We start from the raw sequence: 23,587 nt of genomic DNA, 5'->3' as shown, positions 1-23,587 counted from the left end.
CTACTTCAGCCAAACACGATACAAGCGGTCATCATTCTCGTCAGGCTCTCCTCTTCCATCCGTATTATTGCTTATAAAATAGAGCGAAGTACCGTCTACTAGCACATCCCTTATCCTACCAATATTACTAATCACTTCTCTCTGTTCACCTGTTTCAAGGTCAAATTCTAATAAAGCTGTCCCTCGTAATGTCGCAACATATAGCTTCCCATCATAATAGTCCATACCTGAAGGAGCCCATGTTTCTTCACTTCCTGATGTGAAAAGAGGAGAAATCATCCCCTCCTCTTCTTCATGTCCTTCAATTATTGGCCAGCCATAATTTTGCCCTGCCTCAATTTCATTGATTTCATCATTTGCTGTTTGTCCGTGCTCACTCGAATACAGTGATCCATCTGAAGACCATGTTAGTCCTTGTGGGTTGCGATGTCCGTAGCTATAAACATAGGAGTTTGGGAAAGGATTATCGCCTGGAATTGAGCCATCCAGGTTCATTCTTAATATTTTCCCACCTAAGGAATCACGATCTTGAGCGATATGAGGCTCGGCTGCATCACCTGTTGCCACGTAGAGCTTTTCATCAGGTCCGATTTTAATTCTGCCACCATGATGAACATTCCCGCTCGGAATATGATCGAGAAGGACATTCTCTTCTCGCCATACATTCTCTTCTAAACGAAGGCTAACAACACGATTAAACTGGCCATTCCCATCTTCATATGTGTAATAAGCGTAGGCTAATTGCGTTTCCAGGAATTGCGGATCTAATACAACTCCTAACAACCCAGCTTCGGCAGCCGTTGCAAGCTCCTTTTCCAGCTGAACAGATTGTGCTTCTGTTTCTCCATCCTCTACCTTGACAATATTTCCAGGTCTCTCCGACAAGTAAATGGTATCTTCATACTTTTCAATTGCCCAAGGTATGTCTAAATCCTCTGTAATCATTTCATAGCCATTAGCTGTTTGTCTTTCTTCTACATCATCTACTGTCGTTTCCCCTCCATTGACTGGCTGACTCTCTTCCGATTCCATGTTTGGTTGATCATTTGCAGAACACCCTAATATGAAAAGGATACTGAACATAGGTATAACAAAATGTTTTTTCATTTTTGTTCCTTTCCTTTCTTTATTATTATCACTGGCAACCATTTATATCGACTTTTCCTTATATTTGAAATAACATTCAATACTTTCTCTTACCCTCTATATAATAAAACGAAACGATTAAAATAAAAGAAACATAAAAAAACTCAAAACAGGAAAGCCCTTGTCTAATAGGACTTCCCTGTTAAATACTGTACCCCTATGATTGTCGATAACAAATTGGATCTGTGCACTACCTATTTTCTTACTAATCACTGCAACATTCATACCAAAGTATGAAACCGCCTCCAACTTCACTCACATTCAAGTGTAAAAGAAGCAAGACTAGCTCTTCCGCTTCCTCTGTAAGTAATATATATCGCTTGTATCCCGTCTGGAACAGCTATATCAGATGAGTATTCAGTCCATACATTTGTAAATTGAACAGGTATACGACCAAGCACTTCACCATTCCATGATGTTTTCACTTCAAATGTGCCATTACAATAGCCTCTTACCTTGAGCTTGACTTTATTTACTCCTTGGCAATCAAAATATTTAAATCCTGCTGTTGCAGAATCTGTCATATTAGCGATATACCCAATTTCTTCATCGCCGTCTTTTCCATCCTGGGTTATTTTTGGAAATTGGCTATCCATCCATAGATCACCTGTATACTTTTCTTCATCACGACAGAAAAGATTACATGCAATGTATGCTGGATATTCTCCTCTACCGATCAATGGACCAGAATTAGAACCACAGGATGTCATTTCTACTTGAGGAATCGTACCATCACTTAAAATCTCAATGGGCTCGATACATCCTTGACGACTGAAATTGGATCCATTCGTATGTCTATGATAGAAAATAAACCACTTATCATTAATAGGAATAATACTACCGTGATTATTTCCTCCATAAAACATCGGTTGATTTGCTGGCTTATACGTATCAATATGTAGATCATTATTACTCACGATCACTCCTTGATACTCAAAGCCTTTCGTCGGATGCTTACTAGTGGCGTAACATAATTCATGCATAACAATAGAGGAATAGATGAGATAATACGTATCTCCCTTCTTTCGTATAGAAGGCGCTTCAAAAAATTCATGCTGCTCAAAGCTACTTCCAGAGCTATAAGGCTCACTTGGTATAACAAATACTGGCTCTTCCAAAATCGTAAGCATATCTGGACCAAGAACCGTTGCCATAGCCCCACCTCTCGACTTATCACCTACTGCACAAAATCCAGTGTATAGGTATGTTTTATCTCCTTCAGTCAATACACCGGGGTCAAATTGCGGCTCATCCCCATCTCTTTCCCCTAGACGCACTCCATCTGAATCATGTACATATCCATAAAATTCGTACTTCCCTGCAGGTGTATCACAAACCGCGACAGATACAACCGGCACTTTATCAAGTACATAGTATAAATAATACCTTCCGTCTGTTCCTACAGTAACATCCGGGGCATAAAGACACATGCTCCCGTCAGGATTTAGGGGATCATCTGTTTTTTTATATATGACCCCTTCATAGCGCCAATCAGCTAAATCCTCAATTGGTGCAGACCAGCATACGTAATCATTTAAACAATAGGCATGTCCATTAAACTGATCATGCGACCCATATACATACACTCTGTCATCAAATACATAAGGTTCACCATCAGGAATGTACTCCCATGATGGAAGATAAGGATTAAATCCTTGCTCTCTCATTTAAACACCTCATTTTTTAGATTAGACTACTAGTTTCCATTTAAAGTTTAACAGATCTTTCATTTTCATTGTATACTATCCTTTTCTGCACAGATACACGGTTATGATTATCATCGATAAATGAAACTACTAACTTTGTCATTTTTCATATTAGAATACGAAACTTTACGTTCTGTGATGACAAGTTGACCCGTTTCATCTTCCCAACGAATATGTATTGTTGCAAACTCTCCCTTTTCATAATTATAGCCATCACCTTCATCTTCATATAAAAGAAAGCTTCCAGCTTGACCTTTATAATGTTCAACAAGCAAAGTGAAAATTCAAATTAACAAACAAACATTAGCCTTTACTTATTTGAATTCATGCCCTCCTCTCTATTAATTACAACTCAATGACAAAAATCGCCGGTAGAACCGGCGTTAAACCTTTTATAATTGAGAGTTATCATAAGCTTCCTGCATGACTTCAAGATACCGGTTTAAATTGAGCTGTTCAAAGCCTTGAACATATGATTCCCATTCTTTCTCTAAATCCTTCGATCCGGTAATAAATTGTATGGAATTCTGTTCGACATAATCCTGAATATTCGTTTGAATCATCGCAAGTTCATCAGCAACATCAGGGTCAATCCATACAGCCCAATGAGGAAACACCTCAGCAGGTTCTTTTCCTTCATATAAATGTGTGGCCTCCTGTAATCTTCGCTCATATCCTTCTCCTGTATAAATATCTGTTGCTTGGACAAGTCCGTCCCTAAATTCCCTTGAATGATAATACTGTGATAACGACTCCCAGCGATCATTTCGTGGATTTTCATCATCTTCGAGTGGAATTTGTGCTACAATAGGTTCAACATTTTCCTCAATCGCTACTTCCCCTTCAATAGGTTCTCTCCAACTTAACTCTTTTTCACCATAAAAGCTACGAATTCTCCCTTCCTCTGAAAACATATAATCAACTAACTTGATAGCCGCAACCTGAACTTCCTCACTTGCATTATTTGTTAACACAAATGCCCCACCCGGCGTACTTGGGAAATTATACGTAGCATATTCAGAATTTGGGCCTTTTAGTGGAGCAATGGCATCATAATGCTTAGAATATTCCTCATTTGTCACAAACATACCTGGATGCATCGCTGTAGACGCTCCTAATATTTGAGCTTCCGAATTATTACCTAACTGTTGATGAGCTTCAATATTTTGAGAGAACGCCCCTTGGTCTATTAACCCATCTTCATATAAAGAATGGATATAAGCCAACCCTTCCCTCCACTCTTCTTTATTGGCTGCAAATTCCACGCTGCCTCCATTTAATAGCAACCGCGTTCTTGAGTCATCATAAATAAATCCATTCATCAAATACGGAATGATCGAGGATTCAATTAGGCTAGGTGACCCACTTAACGGGACCTCATCTGCAATACCATTTCCATTAGGGTCTTGAGTTTTAAACGCTGTTAATACATCTCTAAGTTCTTCTGGTGTTGTCGGCACTTCGAGATCTAACGTTTCAAGCCATTCTGTATTAATCCAAAATTTATTTCCATATGAGCAATGGAAACACTCGTTCAAATGAGGCAATCCATAAATATTCCCGTCTGGTGCTGTTATCATCGACTCATAATATGGATGATCGTCGATGACTTGTTTAATATTGGGGGCATGTTGTTCAATTAATTCATTTAACGGAAGCACGACCCCTTGCCTACCGTAACGAAGTAAGTCGGTCTGAGAAAATTGATCTACCCAAGGAATAAGAAGAAAAAGCTCGGGATAGTCACCACTCGAAAGTGCTATATTCCTTACCTCACTTGCTGAAGTCCCATCATAAGTCGTTACTTGCCAATCAAACTCAATATTAAATTTCTCTTCTACTAAATTTGAAAAAGAATTAGTTGCTAAATCGGTTTCCGCATTTTGTGGGGCAAAAACGTTAATATGAACCGGTTCATCTCCATATTCCTCTTGTGTCCCATCTGTCTCATTTGAACTACAGCCAACTAGAACGATACACATAACCATTATGAGCGATAAAATAAGCACCATTGTCCTTTTCATTGAATTCATCCCCTTTTCATTTAAATGGTGAACCATTAAAAATCTCCTACGTGTATATCTCATATACGTTTTAGCATCACTCCTTCCATGATCTCATTTAGCCCAAGCAGCTATTAGCCTTTTACTGAACCAATCATCATCCCTTTGACAAAATGACGCTGAACAAATGGATAAATGAGCATAACAGGCAAGCTTGCAGCAACAATTAAAGAATATTTCATCAAATTAGCTAACTGCTGTCTTTCTAACATTTCAGAAGCATCCATTTCAGCAGATCCTGTATTCAAAATAATAATATTTCGAAGCACTAATTGAAGTGGATGAAGATCTGGACTTTTCAAGTAAATTAAAGCATCGAAGTAAGCATTCCACTGCCCTACTGCATACATCAGAACGAGAACAGCTATAATAGGCTTAGCTAACGGCAAGACGACTGACCATAAGAAACGGATATCACTACATCCATCTATTTCACTAGCCTCCACCAATTCATCTGGTATAGACGTTTGGAAAAATGTCCGCGCAATAATCACTTGCCAAACAGCAATAGCATTTGGAATTAACAGAGCCCACCTCGTATCTATCATTCCTAATGACTGCACAACAAGGTATGTAGGAATTAATCCTCCATAAAAAAGCATGGTGAATACGATAAAAATCATCAGAAAGCTTCTTCCAAAAAATGTTTTTCGAGATAATGGATACGCAATCAAAACAGTCAATGTCACACTAATAATCGTCCCAAAAAATGTATAAAACAGTGAATTCAAATAGCCTGTTACAACTTGAGGATTATTAAAAATAACTTCATAACCCTTAAATGATAATTCAACTGGATATAACCATACTCTTCCAGATGAAACAGCGTCTGGACTACTTAAAGATGCACTAACAATATAAATGAGTGGATATAAAACCGTGATCAAGACCAATATGAGAAAAACGTACACAAACGTAAGAAAAATCCGATCAACAAAAGATTCTTTGATTTTGCTTTTTGCTTCAACCATTGCTCAAACCCCCTATTACCATAAACTACTATTTGAAAATTTCCGTGCGAAAGCATTGACACTTACAAGTAAAATGAGATTAATGACTGAATTAAACAAACCAACGGCTGTTGCAAAGCTAAAATTTGCATTTAACAAACCTACTTTATAAACATAGGTTGCAATAACCTCAGATGTTTGTAGGTTAAGAGGATTTTGTAATAAAAAGACTTTTTCAAAACCGATTGCCATTATATTTCCGACACTTAAAATAAGAATGATCGTCGCAACAGGTACAATACTAGGCAAATCAATATAGATAATTTTTTGAAGCCGTGTTGCTCCATCAACTTTTGCAGCTTCATAATGAGACGGGTCAACACTTGAGAGTGCAGCTAAATAAATGATGGCTGAGTAACCAGCTAGCTGCCATACATCAGACCATACATAAATATCTCTAAAAAGATCTGGCCTACCTAGAAAGTTAATTGATTCGAGCCCAAAGTATTCTAAAATTTTATTGACTATTCCAAGTCTGGGAGAAAACATTAATGTTAGCATTGAAACAATAATAACGGTTGAAATAAAATAAGGTGCATACGTGACCATTTGAATCGTCTTTTTAAAGAAGCCATTTTTAATTTCATTTAATGCTAATGCTAGAATAATCGGAATAGGAAAACCGACTGCAAGTGAATACACACTTAGCACAAACGTATTCCTTATCAGATCCCAAAATTGAGGGTTATGAAAAAACAATTGGAAGTGCTTCAATCCTACCCAGTCACTCCCCCATATCCCTTGGACAACATTATAGTCTTTAAAAGCAATAATTGAATTAACCATCGGTATATATTTAAAGATGATAAAATATAAAACCGGAGGAATAATTAATAAATAAAATTGCCAATGCCTGTTAAAGGATTTTTTAGCTTTTCTCCACGTCGTTTGCTTGTCTCCAAGTTCCTTTACCGAAAATGTAGAAGGATTGTCTACCCCCACTTTCAAATGAACCACCCCTAACTTTTTTGTAAACGCTAACAAAAAATGTTGAGTTGAATGTACCACGACCTTCAACCTTTTAAATAGGTACAATTAAAATCAAAAGGGACAGTTAAGGAAATTTCTTTGTACAGCTTGATACAGCAAGGAATAGATCATAAGGTACAATTGATTTGTAAAGGTACAACAAGCTTCAATCTCATCATTTAAGTAATAAACAAGTCCATACAACAAGCTCTAACAGTGAGGACACATCCCCTCCACCATTAGAGCTCAAATATCATCTTCCTATGCTTTTCATTTAGCTGTTTTATGAACGTTCCTCTAGTTCTAATGTGTTATTATCCCAAGAACCTACCTTATAAGCTTGTCTATAAGCTTTCGGTGTTACATGTATAACCCTTTTAAACGCTCTTCTAAAAGAATGGGACGAATTTATAACCAACCTCTATCGATATCTCTTCAATGGTTTTGTTCGTTGTACTAAGCAGCTCAGACGCTTTGTTCATACGTAACGTTTCAATATAATCTGAAAGATATTGACCTAACTTTTGCTTGAAAAGTTGAGAAACAAATTTTTCGGGTAAACCTACTTCTTCAGAGATCCGATACAAACATAGGTCAGGATCACCATAGTTCTCTTCCAAAAGCTCAATAATAATTTTTACAGCCTGATCATCCATTTCTTTCTTTCTATTGGAAAAGTCATATGAAAATTCGGGAACTAGCATTGTACAGCCCAGATCTAAAAAACCTTTAATGATCGTTTCTGCTCTCCCTTCGACCCAACCAAATGATCGTAATGATGAATGAAGACAAATAGGTTTATTTGAAAGCCCTACTTTACGTAATGTGTCAGTAACCGCATTATACATGATTCATTCTCCCCTAAAAAAGATATCTACCTTCATTGAAACCTTGCTCTAAAAAATGACCACAAAAAAATTTGAACGATATATCTATATAGAAGAATTTTTGAAGGGCACTGAAAAAGTTTGGTTTTTAACTTTTCGGTGTCCTTAAAGCAATGTGCGTAACCGTTACCTGTTTTGAAAAGCTTGATACGAGTGGGTTTCTCGTATCAGGCGAGCAACAAGTGAAGCCATTGCTAGTCAAATCAAAGCCACTGAAAAAGTAAAAATCAACTTTTTCAGTGGCTTCGAATTTTTTGTTCTCTTTTAACTAAAATACATTTGATGGTATTATAAAAAGGCTTGTTCTTAATTGATCATTCCATCGAATAATTGGAGGTTTTGTTTTGAATGTCATACGAAAATTAAAAAAAATCACGACCAAACATTTCTTTCTAGTTATCATATTATCCTTATCTTTTCTGGCTTCCATCGTCTTTGTTAACAACAATTATTCTTTATATGACCAACCAATTGCCGAAGTTATCGAAACAGAGTTACAAGAGACAACTGAAACGATGGATATGTACGGAAATGAAGATCGTATTTACACACAGGAAATAAACGCAATATTAAAAAATGGTGAAGACAAAGGAAAGCTAATCACTCTAACTAATGAATATTCCTTATCTAAAGCTTTTGATCACGAATATAAAATAGGGCAAAACGTTTTTGTATCGATTACTACAATGGAAGAAGAAAACACCGCATTAACAGGGATGATAAAAGATGTTAAACGTGATACATATTTAGTAGTGGTTTCCTGGATTTTCATCTTCACTTTAATCATTATTGGAAAAAAACAAGGACTCTTTTCTATTTTAAGTTTGGCCGTAAATGCGATCTTGTTATCTTTCGCCTTAGATGTATACATAAATCATTCAGATATAAGTCTTATCCTTATATGCGGTTTCAGTATTATTTTATTTACTGTTATTTCTCTCTTACTCGTTAACGGGTTTAATGAAAAAACATTCTCAGCGATTGTTGCTACCCTTTTTGCTACTTTCATCTCGCTGTTCATTACGTATGTTGTTATTAAATTAACGGCAGAAAACGGACTTAGGTATGAGGGGATGCAGTTTATAACTCGCCCTTATCAAATGGTGTTTATGGCAGGATTATTCCTCGGTTCTCTTGGAGCAGTTATGGACGTAGCGATAACAATGTCCTCTTCTATATTCGGGATATATGAAAAAAATAAAAACATTTCAGCAAAAGTACTAAAAGCTTCAGGAATGGAAATTGGAAAAGACATTATGGGAACGATGACAAATATTTTATTTTTTGTCTATATAAGTGGTTCCATTCCAATGCTTATTTTGTATTTTAAAAATCATTCTCCACTAGGGTTTACCCTTTCCATGAACCTTTCCTTAGAATTGGCTCGCGCTTTAGCTGGTGGTATTGGTATCGTATTAACCATCCCTATAGCTATTTATACGACGATATTTTTCATTCAGAGAAAGAGGGCAAGAGCATGAATACTTTGTTTGTACTATCAGCGATTCTCTTTCTATTAATGGCCATCATTGGTGGTGGAAAAGGGGTAAGATCTTTTTTAGCTATATTCTTCAATTTTGGCGTCCTTATCGTGTTTATCATTATTATGAATGACCCAAATGTGAATCTCATTATCTTAACAATAGTTGCATGTACAGTAATAAGTTGTATAAATCTATTTTATATTAATGGATGGAACACTAAAACCAAAACAGCTTTCATTTCAAGTGTTTTCACTACCGTTCTATTACTGTTTTTCATTATCATTGTAACAAATAAAGCCATGATCCAAGGGTTTGGAGGAGAAGAGATTGAAGAACTAAGTATGTTTTCCCTTTATATTGGAATCGATTTTGTTAAAGTTGGAGCTGCTGTTATTATTATGAGCACAATTGGGGCAATCATTGATACAGCGATCTCTATTTCCTCTCCGATGCGTGAGATCCATTACCATCATCCATCCATTAGTCGAACAGACTTATTCTCATCCGGATTAAGTATTGGGAGAGATATTCTCGGAACAAGCACGAATACGTTATTTTTTGCCTTCTTTGGAGGCTACTTGGCATTGCTTATTTGGTTTAAAGATTTATCTTATTCACTAGGCGAGATTGTCAATTCTAAAATATTTAGTGCTGAGATGATCACCATTCTTTGTGCTGGTATTGGCGTAACACTAGTTATTCCAATTACCTCTTGGATTACTGCCTTTTTCTTAGTGAAAACTAACAAGAATAACGAAACGATCGATTAACGTTTGTGAATAGGCTAAGAAAGAATTATACAAGAAAAACGCAACAGGAGGGCACTGAAAAGGTTAAGTGGTACTTTTCAGTGCCTTCCTCAACAGAATCTTTTTATATATAAATGATGATTATGTAAAGAACCCTAAAGCTAGTTGTAAATAGGTGGCATTTGTTGGTGTTCATTTTTAAGGGAAACGTGAAGTTCGCGGTCATCATTAATTGAAGCGAAGAAGACGCGATTTACTTGTGCAATCTGTCTTTTTTGTAATTCAGCAACTAACCATTGACGATTTAAGCCTAAATAGTTTAGTATATCTTCGTAAATTTTTCCTTCTACGATTAATGGATAAGACAAACTTTTACTTTTCTTTTTTACATTTATATCCTCAATCGTTACTTCCAATTTATTTTCTTTTTTTAACACACTTATTTTTCCATCTGATTCGATAATTGCAATCTTAACATCACTTATATCAAAAATATTTTTTTGTCGTAACATTCGCAACACGTTATCGATCGTATACCTAATCCTTTTTAAGTTTCCCACTAAGATTTTGCCATCTTGAATGACTAGCGTAGATTCGAACGTTATTTTCCCCCCTATTTTTCGATGCGTAATTGATAAATAAGCAGTTAATCTTTGAAGCAGTGGAATGAATATAATAGCTAAATAAGTATAAACATGATCTACTTTTGGATCAGCAATGTCAGCTCCTACAACATTGGCTAAGGTCATAATAATGAGAAAATCGAAAATAGGCATTTCTCCAATGGAACGTTTGCCCATATAATGTGTTATTAATAAAAATAGCGGGAAGATCGTTATAATTCTCGCTAATATAATAGCTGATTCTTTTAAAACCTCCATATGGTTTTCACCTATTCCTTTTGGGAGTATATATGAGTTTCATGATAGTTATCTTCACGATGTGGAGAAATATTACTTTCATTACATCAGTCGATGAATACATTAAACAAATTACAACCTAAAAAAAGGCGAATTATTGTACGCTCAAGAAACGACTTTTTTTATTTGGCATGTTATGCTGAAGGTTCCTTTAATTAAATAAGCGCAACACTACGATAATATGCGATTTACATACTCTCCAATTTGTTCTTCACTAGCACCCATTCCTTTTCTTTTGTTCAACATCTTTAATCGTTTTTCCATTAGCAATTTTATAAAGACGACTCTTCGGTTCATATATCATTTGAGAAGGCCACAGTCCATGGTGACCTGAAAATAAATAACTCGTTAAGCACGCAACGAAAAAAAATTCAATTCCTTGTCCATCAAACATCTCAATCCCCAAAAGGAAAGCGGCTATCGGTGTATTGGTCCCCCCACAAAACGTTGCAATCATCCCTAAGGCAGCCAGGAAAGACATAGGGAAGTCAATTAAATGATATAAAGTATTACCTAACGTTGCCCCAATAAAAAATAACGGTATTGCTTCCCCGCCTACAAAACCAGTCCCTAGAGTTACCGCGGTAAAGACGAGCTTAGTCAGAAAGGCATAGGGAGGAACATCTTGTTTAAATGACTCTTCTAGCATATCTAAACTACGCCCATTGTAATCATAGGAACCGACAATAAATGTTAAAGCAACAATAATCATTCCTCCAATGAAGGCTCGTAATGCATGGTTTTTCTTGGTATATATTTCTGAAACTTTTTGTATTCCGTGTCTTAATTGGCTATATAACACACTTACCAGACTAAAAAGAATGGCTAATAAAATGACTTTTGCAAATGACATAAGTGATAATTCTGGAACAGATTGGATAATAAATGTTTCATGTTGGGTACCCCAAACTTTCTCGGCCGTATAGTGTCCTACAAAGCTTGATACTAGACAAGGAACAAGTGCTTCGTATTTCATCTTTCCTAAAGTGACCATTTCCATTCCAAAAATAGCACCCGTAATTGGTGTACCAAAAGCTGTGCCGAACCCAGCGCTAATTCCACTCATCAATAAAATCTTGGTATCCATAACGTTTACTTTAAAGAACCTGTTTACAGCTTCGGCTACACTTCCTCCCATTTGAATGGCCGCACCTTCTCTGCCTGTCGATCCGCCAAATAAAACTGTCATAAATGTTCCTAAATAGACTATAGGTCCCAACCTCCGTAGTATCTTAGTCTTACCATGAACCCCCTCAATTACAAGATTATTCCCTTTGTATAATTCAGTTCCAGCGCTCGTTCCTAAATTCATATATATGTAACCTAGAACCAACCCTGCTATAGGTAGACAAAGAATTAACCAAGAATTGTCTTTCCGTGTCTCTCCAAGAAAATCATTGGTATGTAAGAGCAAGGCTGTTGTAGAGCCAATAATCAAACCAATAATTACTCCAAAAAATATCCATTTGAAAAGAGTTAAAAAAAGGTTTTTATACATTTAAGTCACTTCTACTTTCTCATTTCAGATGATTTTGAGGGTGTTGTCATGCTCCTTATGTAATACTTCTGTAAAAAGGTTCTATTTCGATTCCCTAGCGGCTTAATAATTAATGAACCAACGGCAATCCTCATGACCGTCTTGACAACAGGCTACTGTGAAATGGCTTTCTACCAGCCGTAAAATAAGAACCCCACCAAAAACAATAACAATAGCTTTCCATATAAAATGTAAATCCAAGTTATGCTCTCCCTCCAAAGCATTCTACTTCTTTAATATCTTTAACCGAAATCACTTATATATGTAGGAATGAACACGCAAACTATAAAATTTTAAAGGTTATGAAAATAATCAGTTAGTAGGTAAAAATGCATCTGAATACTACAGGGGGGTTAGGTTCGTTTATTTATTGACCAAAAGGATTTTAAGGTGGTAATTAATTAGGTTGCAGAAGTTAGATAAGTCGAAGAGCGATTTAGAACAAAAGAAAAGAAAAAAGAACTTTGCCTCTATTATGGGACGATTCACCGAAAAAAACTAATAACATGGTTAATTTTGAACACAAAGTATTTATATCAATTTAGCACTTCCCTACAATTTTGTGGGGATTTATTTCTCAAGATCAAGAAGTGAATTAATACTTTCATTCAAAAAGCTATCCTTTTATTTTGGGTAGCTAATGACAAATTATTTATTTCCTCCTTCAACTAAAGAAGCGTTATTTGAATAAACGAATTGCAATCGCGGTCCTAATTTGGACTCCTTTTGAAGACCTATTCACCCTTTTTATTAACTTTAATCAATTCTTTCACAGAGCTTTTAAAAATAAAGACCTTTACTGCACAGTATGTGTCAACTAAGAAAGACGATCACCCGAAAGTTGATCGTCCTATATGTTTTATCTATTGCTAATAATGTGATACTGCGTATTCATTCCTTGTTTCGATGTTTACCCCCTGTTCATTGCAATATCGCCCGTACGAGTCATCTCCAATATTCCATACGGTCGGAGCAGTTGAAGAAATGCATCGTTTTTTTCTGGATCTCCGATGATTTGTACAATCATCGTACCTGGACTCACATCTATAACAGAGCAGCGAAAGGTTTCTGTCAGGCTTTGAATCTCCGAACGTTTGGAAGGTTCCATTTTAAGTTTTACTAGCATTAGTTCACGGCTCACTAAAGGTCTATCTTGCAACTGGACGACATGTAAGACGTCGATTAACTTGGTTAATTGTTTGCACATCTGTTGAAGTTGGGCATCGTTCCCTCTAGCAACAACAATCATGCGTGAGAGACCTTCCTGTTCGCATGGCCCAACGGTAATGCTTTCGATGTTATAGCTTCTCCTTGAAAATAAGCCCGCCACTCTCTGAAGTACACCTGACGTATCATTTACCGTAACCGAAATTAGTCTTCTATTCGTCATCTGTTCCACCTCCAATATCCGGACCTAGGATTATATCTTTTAATCCTTTACCTTGCGGGACCATCGGATATACAAGCTCATTTTTGGAGACGACAAAGTCGATTAGTACAGGCCCCGGAGTTGACAACGCCTCCTGCCACACCCTTTCAGCTTCAGCTGGTGTTTCTGCCCTAAGACCTTTGACTCCGTAAGATTCGGCAAGTTTGACAAAATCTGGACTGTCAGCCAAATCGATATGGCTATAGCGCCCCTCATAAATTAGTTCCTGCCATTGCCGAATCATGCCAAGGGTACGATTGTTGAGAACGACGATTTTCACGGGAATATTGTGTATCGCACAAATCGCCAATTCTTGGGAGCACATCTGCATTCCCCCGTCCCCATTCACAGATATGACAGTGGTACCCGGATTGCCAACCTGCGCCCCAATTGCTGAAGGAAAACCGAAGCCCATGGTCCCCAATCCCCCTGAGGTAATCAGAGAACGTGGCTTTCGAAACTGGTAATATTGTGCCGTCCACATCTGATGCTGTCCTACATCAGTTGTAACGATCGCCTCCCCGCCAGTTGTTCGTGAAATTAATTCAATCACGTATTGGGGCTTTAGCTCCTTATCGGACGACTTGTACTGGAGCCTATAATCTGATTTCAACTTTCGTAGCTTATCAGTCCATTCTTTCTTCTCTTTATAATCGGCTGGAATACCTCGATTCAGTTTTTCCAATATTCCCCTGGCATCCCCTACAATTGGGATGGAGGCTGACACCAATTTGCCAATTTCAGCTGCGTCTATGTCAATATGAGCAATTTTTGCATGGGGTGCAAAACTGTCCAACTCCATCGTGACACGATCATCAAAACGGGCCCCAACAGCAATCAGGAGGTCGCATTGTAACAGTGCCTGATTTGCGGCGTAAGTACCGTGCATGCCAGGCATACCTAACCATAGCTCATGATCTGCCGATATCGCTCCCAAGCCAAGTAGAGTCGTCGTCACCGGTGTTCCCGTGCGTTTGACGAAATCTAGTAGTGCCTCACTCCCGCCGGCTAGAATGACACCTCTTCCCGCTAGAAGTAACGGCCTCTTGCTCTCCTTTAATGCGGACAATAGTCTCTCAACCGCTTCTTTATCGCTTGTTTGTGACTCAATCTCCTCCGTATAGCCTGGAATCCAAACTTGTTCAGACACAACGAATTCTGTCTCGGCTGCGCTAATGTCCTTTGGAATATCAATCAGAACTGGACCTTTGCGTCCTGTTCCGGCAATATGGAAAGCCTCTTTGACAATTCGGGCTAGATCGGACACTTCACGAACTAAATAGCTGTGCTTCGTAATCGGTTGGGTGATGCTGACAATATCGACTTCCTGGAATGAATCAGTTCCGATCAGGTTGGATGCTACATTGCCGGTTATTGCGACAAGAGGTACCGAGTCCATATAGGCTGTTGCAAGACCGGTTACCAAATTGGCAGCACCCGGTCCGGACGTTGCCATTACGACTCCCGTCTTGCCTGTAGAGCGAGCATACCCGTCCGCCGCGTGTATTGCCCCCTGCTCGTGGCGTGTAAGCAAATGACGGAATTCTGGGTTGTCATGCATCGCATCATAAATGTACAAAACCGCACCCCCGGGATATCCGAACACACATTCAACTCCTTCCGCAAGTAAAGTACGTAGTAGAATCTCAGATCCTGAGAGAATTTCTCCTTTTTGTGTTAGAGGAGTGGACCTCTGTTCTGATTTAAAACTCATTAGTGATAACCTCCTTGTCATAATGTTTTTTTACAGTACTACAGAATGAACGATTTGAGGCTACCCTTTCGATTACGTTTATGGTATACTTTTGGATAAAAATTTGGCAAAGGGAGGGATTACCATGGGACAAACGATCGGTCAGAAATTAAGCAAACTCATGCTCGATCATTTCGTTGGAAGGTCATTTGAAACAGGACTTTTTCAGCAGTATATGAACAATCTTTCCGAACGGACGGAACGAATTCTTAACGTGTACGGAACAGCTGGGATAGGCAAAACGTATTTGCTAACCCATTTTGCCTCGATGGCAGAAGCTATGGGAGCCATTCCTATCCAAGTCAACCTGCAGGAAATAAATGGGGATACCGAAGCATTCGATCAGATCGTTCTGAATGGAATCAAAGTGGTTGAGGATGACAGCGCAACAGCACCAGGTAGTCGAAGCCTCCAACAGATGAGCGATTTGCCTAAGGAAAAGAAGGTCGTCCTCCTAATTGACGGGTATGAGGAAGCTGGCTCCTTGGACTACTGGCTGCGCACCTATTACTTCCCACAATTGCCTCCGAACATCCTAATCGTTGTGTCAGGTCGTTATCCGCTTGAAGGGCCTTGGAGATTTTCCTTGTGGAAGAAACTAATCGTAGAATTGCCTCTCTCCTCATTAACCTACGAAGAGATTCGGCAATATCTTCTTCATTGGGGAGTTACAAGCGAGGAAGCAATCGATACAGTTTGGTTGCGAACACTAGGCCATCCACTTGCCGTTTCCCTGCTTGCTCCTTCCCCCGGTGAGATAAAAGAGGAAGAGGATTTCTTTTCTCTTGCCGAGAAAGAATCGATTGAAGCAATGTTGGAGAAATGGCTTCAGGAAGTGACGGATGATGAGTTACGCCGTCTATTATTTGCCGCTTCTTCCGTACGAACCTTCCAGCAAGAGATGCTTGAGGAGCTAATCGGAAACCCGATCAGTCCCACCTCGTTTGATCAGTTAATCAAGCTCTCCTTTGTGAACCGTGTGACAGGCGGGTGGCAGCTTCACAAGATTGTTTGGGAAAATATGCGCCAAACCTTCCGCGAACGCATGCCGGAACAGTTTGAACGGTACGGCCGTATTGGCGTTCTCTACTCATTGAAAAAAGTTGAAAATGGCTATGCAGTGAGAAAAGATATTTCGCGGGAGCTTGCTGAACTACTACATTTTGCTGGTAGCCCGGTTCTTAAGGCCCATTATCGGCATTCGCGTTCCTCACCGAATTATCGCGAACCGCTGAACGATGAGAACTTGCAGGAACTGGAAGCTTATATTGAAGCACGAAAAAATCAACCCTGTCCATGGAATGTCCTCTGTTCAGACCCGGAATCACAAGCGATTTTCCGATTCTCTTTCACACCGGAACAAAGCCTCCTTCGATTGTCAGCGGTGAACTGGCCAGATGTTCTAAAAATTCCAGACTGTAATCGGTCCATTCAATTGTTGCGGAACGTCGAGGGACGCGTAATCGGAGCATTTACAGTTTTGGCCATAAACGCAGAGACTTGGGAATACCTCGCCTCTGCCCCAATCTCTCGGTCATTGTTTAAGTCAATGACACCGGATCGACGACAGCAATTGTCTGTTGCTGCAGATCAGGGAAAGGCTTGGTTTTTGTTAAGCGCTGACGTAGAGGATCTAGAAAACGAACAATTGCGCTCGGATATCGTCACCCATCTATTCGAATACATTTTAGCGGGCAATCTGATCGTCTCTTCCCCTCCTCCACTGGATTACTATGAACAAGCAATGTTAGGGCTCGGTTTCGAACAGATACAGGATGCAGAGCATGATGACTACGGGATGTCCAAACCGACTTACACCTACTGGCTGGATACCCGAAACAGTAGACTAAGATCTTATGTGAAGAAAATGGTCGGTGAAGTGGAGGATGAATTAAGGGCTCTACCTCTATCTGAAAAAGTGCATCTAAGCGATCTGACTAAGCGGGAAAAGGACGTGGCTAAGCTACTTACAGCAGGATATACAAATGGTGAGATTGCCTCATCCCTTTACATCAGTGAGGCTGCGGTTAAGAAGCATGTGAATGCAATGCTATCGAAGTTTGGTCTTAAGAATCGCACTCAACTGGCATCAAAGTTGCTGGGTGGGAAAACGGAAAAGTAACTTGCGTGCAAACAGCAAATTCTTAGTATTGGCTCAAGCTGTCGATACTTTCTTGACAGCTTGTTTTATATCTTTTTCTTTAAAAACATCGGCATGATTAGATAGAGGGGCATACTAATGAGAGACAGCAATACAAAGAATATTAGCTGAAACTGATTTTCTATTAAAATTTCGTCAATCAGTATTTTATTCAGCCAAGGAATGCCAAAGGATACCCCAGTCTGCACCATAGTTAATATAATTAAAATCAGAAATGAGCCTTTTACTTTTACTTAATATACTTTTTAACTGTATCATTTTATATACTCGTTTCTCTCATAAATGTTTATTTTCAAAATATCCTTTATTATTACCTCAAATAATATAGTTAAATATGGTACTTTAATGTTATAGAGTTTTTATATCAATGAAAACCCATCAAAATACAGTTGATTAACATGGCAAATTCTATGTTTTGACTGCAATAGTTCAAGTACGACAGGGAATATATCCTGTTCATTTTTAAAAATGGTTTGGATATTTTGAAGCGCGGGTCTTTTCGTGTATATCAGCGCACACTCAAAGGCTTTTGAGAACTTCTGAATTTGTAATAATAACATCTTCTAATTCTGGGATAATCATGTTATGATGCCTGCCACAGCTCCTATCCTTTTTCTTGTTTCAGCAAATTCAAGTATAAGACATTAGGCGTGTGTTTTTGCACAAAATTTTCTCCATACCCCAATATTTATAATAGAACCAAAATAAAGACCCATTTTAACTTTTCCACAAATAAGTTAAAATGGGTCTTTTATATTGATTAAAAACTCTTACAACATATAAAAGCATATACTTTAAGTCACAACAGCAATTAAGTAATTTACATTTATTTTGGTGGAGACGGTGGGAATCGAACCCACGTCCAGAAATAACGACACTTACGCTTCTACGAGCGTAGTCACTGTATTAGCAGTTCGCCAACAATTCAGCCCAATGACAGGCTTCCTTGTGACTAGTCTGATTGTTCTCTTCCTTCACCCTCAGACGGAGGGTAACCGGCGTAGCCCACTTAGAGTGAGTCCCGTATCCTACCACATGGGCGATGGAGGGCGGAACCGCAGAGTGCTATTAGGCAGCTACTGCGAAATTATTGTTTTCTTTGCCAGTTAATTGGCTTTGGCGTTTTAACGAGGCCGACCCCCTCGGCTCGCCACGTAAGCACGACCTATCCCTGTCGAATCCAAAACGTCCCCTTGATATCATAAAAGCTTCTTGCACCTTTTATGAGAAGAATCCAGAACATCATTTCGCCCTGGACTTCTTATTATAGCATAGCTAGCTTACGTTTCAACTGGTAATTATTATCCATTCATTCGTTCCTTTAACGCACGGTCAACTTCGCGCTTCGCATCCTTTCGCTTAAGCGTCTCTCGCTTATCATAATTCTTTTTCCCTTTGGCAAGTCCAATTAGTACTTTCGCGAATCCGTTTTTCAAATAAACCTTTAACGGCACTAGGGAATACCCTTTTTGCTGTGTTTGACCGATAAGCTGATTAATCTCCTTTTTATGAAGCAATAGCTTACGTGCTCTTACAGGATCATGGTTGTAGCGATTCCCTTGCTCATATTCACTAATATGAGCATTATGCAAATACGCTTCTCCGTTTGCAACACGTGCAAAGGAATCCTTCAAATTCATGCGACCTGCACGAATCGACTTGATTTCCGTCCCTTTTAACACAACACCAGCTTCAAACGTTTCTTCTATAAAATAATCATGTCTTGCCCGTTTATTTTGAGCAATTAGATTTGAGTCCCTGTCGTTCTTTGACATATATTAAACACCCTTTTTCTTGCGACATGCTTATATGATAGCAAAGCACATGAATAGACGTCAATTTCAAGTTCACCAAAAAGGAAATCATTTACCTTTTCAATGAATTGTAAACTCTCGAATTTGAAAAATTTATTAGATGACAACGTAGATTAATACTGGAAAAACTCTTTTATTCTAAATCACATATCCTCTTCAACAAGGTGATTATTATTTATTACTTAAATAACTAGAAATGCACTTGCAAACTAGTGTACAGTAAGTAATAGAAAGGTGGGATTTGATGGATATTGCCTTATTATCAATGGGAATGAGCCAAAACCAAGTGAATCAAAATGTCTCATTAGCGCTGATGAAAAAATCGCTCGGAACTGCTGAACAGCAAGGAGAAGCGCTACAAAAGCTAATGTCTTCTGGTGATGTGGCGAAGCTTCAGCAAGCGGCTCAGCCACATTTAGGAGGAACGATTGATTTGAAGCTGTAATCGTTTCATACGGCATTCATAGAGTGCGCACCATTCTCTCAATGCCTTTAAAGGAACACTGCACTATCACTCATTACGTTCGGGTATGCTCTAAGAGGCTTAGAGCATACCCGTTGATTTTAGATTTCCGCCCTCATACTATTCCTAATCAAGCACGATGAACGTTCTATTTTCGACGCTTCTTCCCTTTCTTCCGCTTGATGCTAGGGGCATTCTCATAGAATTTTTTCTTCTTTTTTTTGCCATCTCCATTTGTTTGATTGCTTTTTCCATTCAGCTTTAATTCTTGCTTCTTTTCACGCTTTCCACCGACAATGACTTTCGGTCGGTCTCGTCCTTCTCGACGAGCACGAGGCTTCATACCAACAATTTCAAAATCAATCGATGACTCATCAACATTGACACTTGCGACACGAACCTCGATTTCATCACCGATTCGAAATATTTGTCCAGTGCGTTCACCAATCATCGCATAATGACGGTCATCGAAACGATAATAGTCATCTGTTAAGTAGCTAACATGAACTAGACCTTCAATTGTATTTTCCAGCTCCACAAATAAACCGAAATTCGTCACGCCACTAATAATCCCTGTGAATGTCTCACCAACTTTATTACTCATAAATTGTGCTTTCTTCACGTTATCTGTATCACGCTCTGCCTCAACAGCACGACGCTCCATTTCAGAAGAATGCTTAGTCAACTCCGGTAAGATTTCACGCATTTTCTCCTGTGTTTGTTCATCAACATTCCCTTTGATCGCATATTCACGGATTAAACGGTGGACGAGCAAGTCAGGGTAACGGCGAATAGGAGACGTGAAATGTGTATAAAATTCCGTCGATAAGCCAAAGTGCCCTAGACTATTTACATCATACTTCGCCTGCTTCATCGAACGTAGCATGACCGTACTTATGACCGTTTCCTCTGGCTCTCCCCTTACTTCTTCAAGAAGCATTTGCAACGCACGTGGATGAACGGTATTCGCATTTCCACGAACGACATAACCGAAATTCGTTATAAATTCGAGAAACTTTGATAGCTTTTCCGCATCTGGATCTTCGTGAATTCGATACACAAATGGCACCTTCAGCCAATGGAAATGCTCCGCAACAGTTTCATTCGCCGCTAGCATGAATTCCTCAATTAATTTTTCTGCAACAGAACGTGTTCGCAGCACAACGTCTGTTGGTTCACCTTCCTCATTAACGAGCACCTTCGCTTCATTAAAATCAAAGTCGATTGCCCCACGATCAAAGCGCTTTTTCCGTAAAGTCGCAGCCAGCTCCTCCATTAATTCAAAGAATGGCACAAGCTCTTCATAACGCGACTTTGTTTCCTCATCCTTATCAACTAAAATTTTATTCACATCAGTATACGTCATTCGTTCCGTCGTCTTAATCACACTTTGGAAAATATCATGCTTAACGACATGTCCTTGTGAGTTGATTTCCATTTCACACGATAACGTTAAACGATCGACTTGTGGGTTTAAACTACAAATCCCATTTGATAAGCGATGTGGAATCATTGGAATCACACGATCTACTAGGTAGACACTTGTTGCTCGGTCACTCGCTTCAACATCAATCGGCGAGCCTTCCTTCACATAGTGAGACACATCGGCAATATGGACACCGAGCAAATAGTGACCATTATCAAGCTGCTTCACATGAACCGCATCATCTAAATCCTTTGCGTCTGCTCCATCAATCGTAACAATCGTTTCATCACGCAAATCACGTCGCCCTTGTAAGTCATTTGGATCAATTTCGTCAGGAACGGCATTCGCTTGTTCAAGCACCTCATCCGGAAAGTCAATAGGGATACCATATTTATAGATGATTGAGATGATGTCCATCCCTGGGTCATTTTTATGACCCAATACATTCATAACGCTCCCTTCTGCACTCATTCTACCTTCAGGATATTTCGTTATTTCGACAACGACTTTATGACCATCAATCGCGCCATTTTTTTCTTCTTTCGGAATAAAGATATCATTGGCAATCCGCTTATCATCAGCCACAACAAAGCCATATGATTTCTGATCGACAAACGTTCCTACTGTCGTCTTTACCCCTCTTTCCAATATTCGAACGATCTGACCTTCAGGACGTTCACCAGATGTTTGTTGATGAAGGCGAACTAACACCGTATCACCATTCATCGCACTTTTTAAGTCGGCATGGGATACGTATACATCATCTACACCGGCTTGCTCAGGGATAATAAAAGCAAACCCCTTCGCATGGCCTTGAACTCTTCCGCGCATAAGATTCATTTTCTCTGGAACGCCGTAACGGTTTGTTCTCGTACGAACGACTAGGCCGCGCTCCTCCATTTCATTTAGCACTTTTACTAAGTCTTTAAATTGCTCACTTCCACTAACTGCTAACGACTCTTCAATCTCGTTTATTAATAACGGCTTTTCCGCTTCTTGAAACAATGAGGTTAGCTGTTGTATTTTTTGTTCATTCATTTACACTTCACTCCTTTTCTCCATCAACTCCAATGTAACTGATCTAAAAAATGACCAATATCTTCATGAAGCTGATCTCGTTCTTTTCCTAAAGTAATGACATGAGTTGAATCTTCATACCACTTTACTTCTTTCTCTTCTGATGCTATACGTTGATGAATGATCGTTGCGCTATTGATATCAATCATTTCATCATGCCGTGCTTGGATGATCATCGCTGGCGCATGAATCTCTTCAAGTGACTGTTTGACTTGAATCATTTCCTCCTGTAATGCGACTAGTATATCCATTGACTCTCGGCGGAATCGTTCGATATCTATTGCGACTTGCTCTTTTCTTTTATAGTGGCTGACATAATCTCGTAGTCCTTCATAAATCGCACGCTCTGCTCTTAGCTTCATCGGTGTACACATCGGTATAACTCCGACAACCGGATAGGAATAGGCCAGCTTCAAACTAAACAGACCTCCAAGAGATAACCCTGCTACGGCTATTTTCTCATACCCTAACTCATGTAAATAGTGATACCCCGCTTTGACATCCTCCCACCACTCACTGGGTCTCGCTTGTAAAAGCAGCTGCGGCTCCTTACCATGCCCTCTATACAATGGTGCATGAGAGGTGTAGCCCTTCTTTTGTAAAAAGCGACCGAGCATTCGCACATCAGCAGTCGTTCCCGTAAATCCGTGTAATAACAACACAGCACGCTCTCCGCCTCCCGTAAACGTAAACGGTTGCGGTGCAACAGTTCTCATGATCATACCCTCATTCCAAAATAGCCTTCCCTATCAATTTTCCCGATATCTCCTTAAACTAACCATCTAATAAGAAAAACACGCAGTGATTTTCTTATTACAGCGTCGTATGTAGCCGTTACAAGGGCTACAGCTTCTCTGAAAGTTTTTTCAAAAATGCGTGTAACGTGTGCAGCCGATGCCACTCGCGAATCCGCTATGTGCTCCTTGATTAAACTTCAAAGGCTTTTATACATGCTGATACTGTAAAAAACACAAGGGAGCGTCTTTTTTCTAT

18 protein-coding genes and 1 other RNA gene are annotated in these 23,587 nt (G+C 39.1%); 4 read left to right on the top strand and 15 right to left on the bottom strand.

Translation table 11 applies throughout. The annotated features are described in order from the left end of the window. The 7 genes from ACERJO_RS07610 to ACERJO_RS07580 all read right to left on the bottom strand — a co-directional run bounded on the left by ACERJO_RS07610 (position 1) and on the right by ACERJO_RS07580 (position 7,742). Positions 1–1,107, bottom strand: a complete 1,107-nt coding sequence (locus ACERJO_RS07610) for a PQQ-dependent sugar dehydrogenase (RefSeq protein WP_373647112.1) — start codon at positions 1,105–1,107, stop codon at positions 1–3. Between the two features lie 290 nt (positions 1,108–1,397). Beyond that, a complete protein-coding gene (locus ACERJO_RS07605) occupies positions 1,398–2,813 on the bottom strand; it encodes a family 43 glycosylhydrolase (protein ID WP_373647111.1) in 1,416 nt (471 codons plus the stop codon). A gap of 110 nt (positions 2,814–2,923) precedes the next feature. Further along, positions 2,924–3,127 (bottom strand): DUF5110 domain-containing protein, encoded by a 204-nt coding sequence (locus ACERJO_RS07600; protein ID WP_373647110.1) that lies wholly within the window; start codon positions 3,125–3,127, stop codon positions 2,924–2,926. A 117-nt stretch (positions 3,128–3,244) separates the two neighbouring features. Next, positions 3,245–4,876 carry an extracellular solute-binding protein gene (locus ACERJO_RS07595; RefSeq protein ID WP_373647109.1) on the bottom strand — a complete coding sequence of 544 codons (1,632 nt, stop codon included), beginning with the start codon at positions 4,874–4,876 and terminating at the stop codon, positions 3,245–3,247. 113 nt (positions 4,877–4,989) lie between these two features. Then, complete coding sequence (locus ACERJO_RS07590) at positions 4,990–5,886, bottom strand: carbohydrate ABC transporter permease (RefSeq protein WP_373647108.1); 897 nt, start codon at positions 5,884–5,886, stop codon at positions 4,990–4,992. Positions 5,887–5,901: 15 nt separating this feature from the next. After that, a complete protein-coding gene (locus ACERJO_RS07585) occupies positions 5,902–6,867 on the bottom strand; it encodes an ABC transporter permease (RefSeq protein ID WP_373647198.1) in 966 nt (321 codons plus the stop codon). A 416-nt stretch (positions 6,868–7,283) separates the two neighbouring features. Then, positions 7,284–7,742 carry a helix-turn-helix domain-containing protein gene (locus ACERJO_RS07580; RefSeq protein WP_373647107.1) on the bottom strand — a complete coding sequence of 153 codons (459 nt, stop codon included), beginning with the start codon at positions 7,740–7,742 and terminating at the stop codon, positions 7,284–7,286. A 383-nt stretch (positions 7,743–8,125) separates the two neighbouring features. On the opposite strand from ACERJO_RS07580, the gene ACERJO_RS07575 reads away from it, so the two are divergent. Together ACERJO_RS07575 and ACERJO_RS07570 are read left to right on the top strand one after the other, a co-directional pair. Next, positions 8,126–9,262 (top strand): YibE/F family protein, encoded by a 1,137-nt coding sequence (locus tag ACERJO_RS07575; RefSeq protein WP_373647106.1) that lies wholly within the window; start codon positions 8,126–8,128, stop codon positions 9,260–9,262. Then, entirely contained in the window at positions 9,259–10,035 is a 777-nt protein-coding gene (locus ACERJO_RS07570; protein WP_373647105.1) for a YibE/F family protein, read from the top strand. The genes ACERJO_RS07575 and ACERJO_RS07570 overlap by 4 nt, the downstream gene beginning before the upstream one ends. Positions 10,036–10,175: 140 nt before the next feature. Here the strand turns inward: ACERJO_RS07570 and ACERJO_RS07565 are convergent, their stop codons facing one another. The 4 genes from ACERJO_RS07565 to ilvB form a co-directional block, all read right to left on the bottom strand. After that, positions 10,176–10,895: a DUF421 domain-containing protein gene (locus ACERJO_RS07565; RefSeq protein ID WP_373647104.1), complete on the bottom strand. Its 720-nt coding sequence runs from the start codon at positions 10,893–10,895 to the stop codon at positions 10,176–10,178. A gap of 253 nt (positions 10,896–11,148) precedes the next feature. Next, positions 11,149–12,432: a voltage-gated chloride channel family protein gene (locus ACERJO_RS07560; protein WP_373647103.1), complete on the bottom strand. Its 1,284-nt coding sequence runs from the start codon at positions 12,430–12,432 to the stop codon at positions 11,149–11,151. Positions 12,433–13,381: 949 nt separating this feature from the next. Further along, on the bottom strand, positions 13,382–13,861 hold the full coding sequence (gene ilvN / locus ACERJO_RS07555) for an acetolactate synthase small subunit (RefSeq protein WP_247106296.1): 480 nt from the start codon (positions 13,859–13,861) through the stop codon (positions 13,382–13,384). Next, positions 13,851–15,614: a biosynthetic-type acetolactate synthase large subunit gene (gene ilvB / locus ACERJO_RS07550; RefSeq protein ID WP_373647102.1), complete on the bottom strand. Its 1,764-nt coding sequence runs from the start codon at positions 15,612–15,614 to the stop codon at positions 13,851–13,853. The genes ilvN and ilvB overlap by 11 nt, the downstream gene beginning before the upstream one ends. Before the next feature lie 124 nt (positions 15,615–15,738). On the opposite strand from ilvB, the gene ACERJO_RS07545 reads away from it, so the two are divergent. Beyond that, positions 15,739–17,775: a LuxR C-terminal-related transcriptional regulator gene (locus ACERJO_RS07545; RefSeq protein ID WP_373647101.1), complete on the top strand. Its 2,037-nt coding sequence runs from the start codon at positions 15,739–15,741 to the stop codon at positions 17,773–17,775. 871 nt (positions 17,776–18,646) lie between these two features. On the opposite strand, the gene ssrA is transcribed toward ACERJO_RS07545, so the two are convergent. Together ssrA and smpB are read right to left on the bottom strand one after the other, a co-directional pair. Then, positions 18,647–19,007: a transfer-messenger RNA gene (gene ssrA, locus ACERJO_RS07540) on the bottom strand. A 108-nt stretch (positions 19,008–19,115) separates the two neighbouring features. Continuing rightward, positions 19,116–19,589, bottom strand: a complete 474-nt coding sequence (gene smpB, locus ACERJO_RS07535) for an SsrA-binding protein SmpB (RefSeq protein ID WP_247106631.1) — start codon at positions 19,587–19,589, stop codon at positions 19,116–19,118. A gap of 283 nt (positions 19,590–19,872) precedes the next feature. On the opposite strand from smpB, the gene ACERJO_RS07530 reads away from it, so the two are divergent. Beyond that, positions 19,873–20,073 (top strand): YjfB family protein, encoded by a 201-nt coding sequence (locus ACERJO_RS07530; protein ID WP_247106630.1) that lies wholly within the window; start codon positions 19,873–19,875, stop codon positions 20,071–20,073. A 166-nt stretch (positions 20,074–20,239) separates the two neighbouring features. Here ACERJO_RS07530 and rnr read toward each other — a convergent pair whose 3' ends face one another. Continuing rightward, positions 20,240–22,555, bottom strand: a complete 2,316-nt coding sequence (gene rnr, locus ACERJO_RS07525) for a ribonuclease R (RefSeq protein WP_373647100.1) — start codon at positions 22,553–22,555, stop codon at positions 20,240–20,242. A 23-nt stretch (positions 22,556–22,578) separates the two neighbouring features. Next, positions 22,579–23,313: an alpha/beta hydrolase gene (locus ACERJO_RS07520; RefSeq protein ID WP_373647197.1), complete on the bottom strand. Its 735-nt coding sequence runs from the start codon at positions 23,311–23,313 to the stop codon at positions 22,579–22,581. Between the last annotated feature and the right edge of the window lie 274 nt (positions 23,314–23,587).

The sequence above is a fragment of the Halalkalibacter sp. AB-rgal2 genome (genome assembly GCF_041821005.1).
Classification (GTDB): domain Bacteria; phylum Bacillota; class Bacilli; order Bacillales; family Bacillaceae_D; genus Halalkalibacter.
This window is presented reverse-complemented; position numbering and strand designations above follow the sequence as displayed.

Coding starts and splice junctions, on each gene's coding strand:
- ACERJO_RS07545 (WP_373647101.1), top strand. CDS start 15,739: ATGGGACAAACGATCGGTCAGAAATTAAGCAAACTCATGCTCGATCAT.
- ilvB (WP_373647102.1), bottom strand. CDS start 15,614: ATGAGTTTTAAATCAGAACAGAGGTCCACTCCTCTAACACAAAAAGGA.
- ACERJO_RS07570 (WP_373647105.1), top strand. CDS start 9,259: ATGAATACTTTGTTTGTACTATCAGCGATTCTCTTTCTATTAATGGCC.
- ACERJO_RS07565 (WP_373647104.1), bottom strand. CDS start 10,895: ATGGAGGTTTTAAAAGAATCAGCTATTATATTAGCGAGAATTATAACG.
- rnr (WP_373647100.1), bottom strand. CDS start 22,555: ATGAATGAACAAAAAATACAACAGCTAACCTCATTGTTTCAAGAAGCG.
- ACERJO_RS07595 (WP_373647109.1), bottom strand. CDS start 4,876: ATGAAAAGGACAATGGTGCTTATTTTATCGCTCATAATGGTTATGTGT.
- ACERJO_RS07560 (WP_373647103.1), bottom strand. CDS start 12,432: ATGTATAAAAACCTTTTTTTAACTCTTTTCAAATGGATATTTTTTGGA.
- ACERJO_RS07610 (WP_373647112.1), bottom strand. CDS start 1,107: ATGAAAAAACATTTTGTTATACCTATGTTCAGTATCCTTTTCATATTA.
- smpB (WP_247106631.1), bottom strand. CDS start 19,589: ATGTCAAAGAACGACAGGGACTCAAATCTAATTGCTCAAAATAAACGG.
- ACERJO_RS07530 (WP_247106630.1), top strand. CDS start 19,873: ATGGATATTGCCTTATTATCAATGGGAATGAGCCAAAACCAAGTGAAT.
- ACERJO_RS07580 (WP_373647107.1), bottom strand. CDS start 7,742: ATGTATAATGCGGTTACTGACACATTACGTAAAGTAGGGCTTTCAAAT.
- ACERJO_RS07605 (WP_373647111.1), bottom strand. CDS start 2,813: ATGAGAGAGCAAGGATTTAATCCTTATCTTCCATCATGGGAGTACATT.
- ACERJO_RS07590 (WP_373647108.1), bottom strand. CDS start 5,886: ATGGTTGAAGCAAAAAGCAAAATCAAAGAATCTTTTGTTGATCGGATT.
- ilvN (WP_247106296.1), bottom strand. CDS start 13,861: ATGACGAATAGAAGACTAATTTCGGTTACGGTAAATGATACGTCAGGT.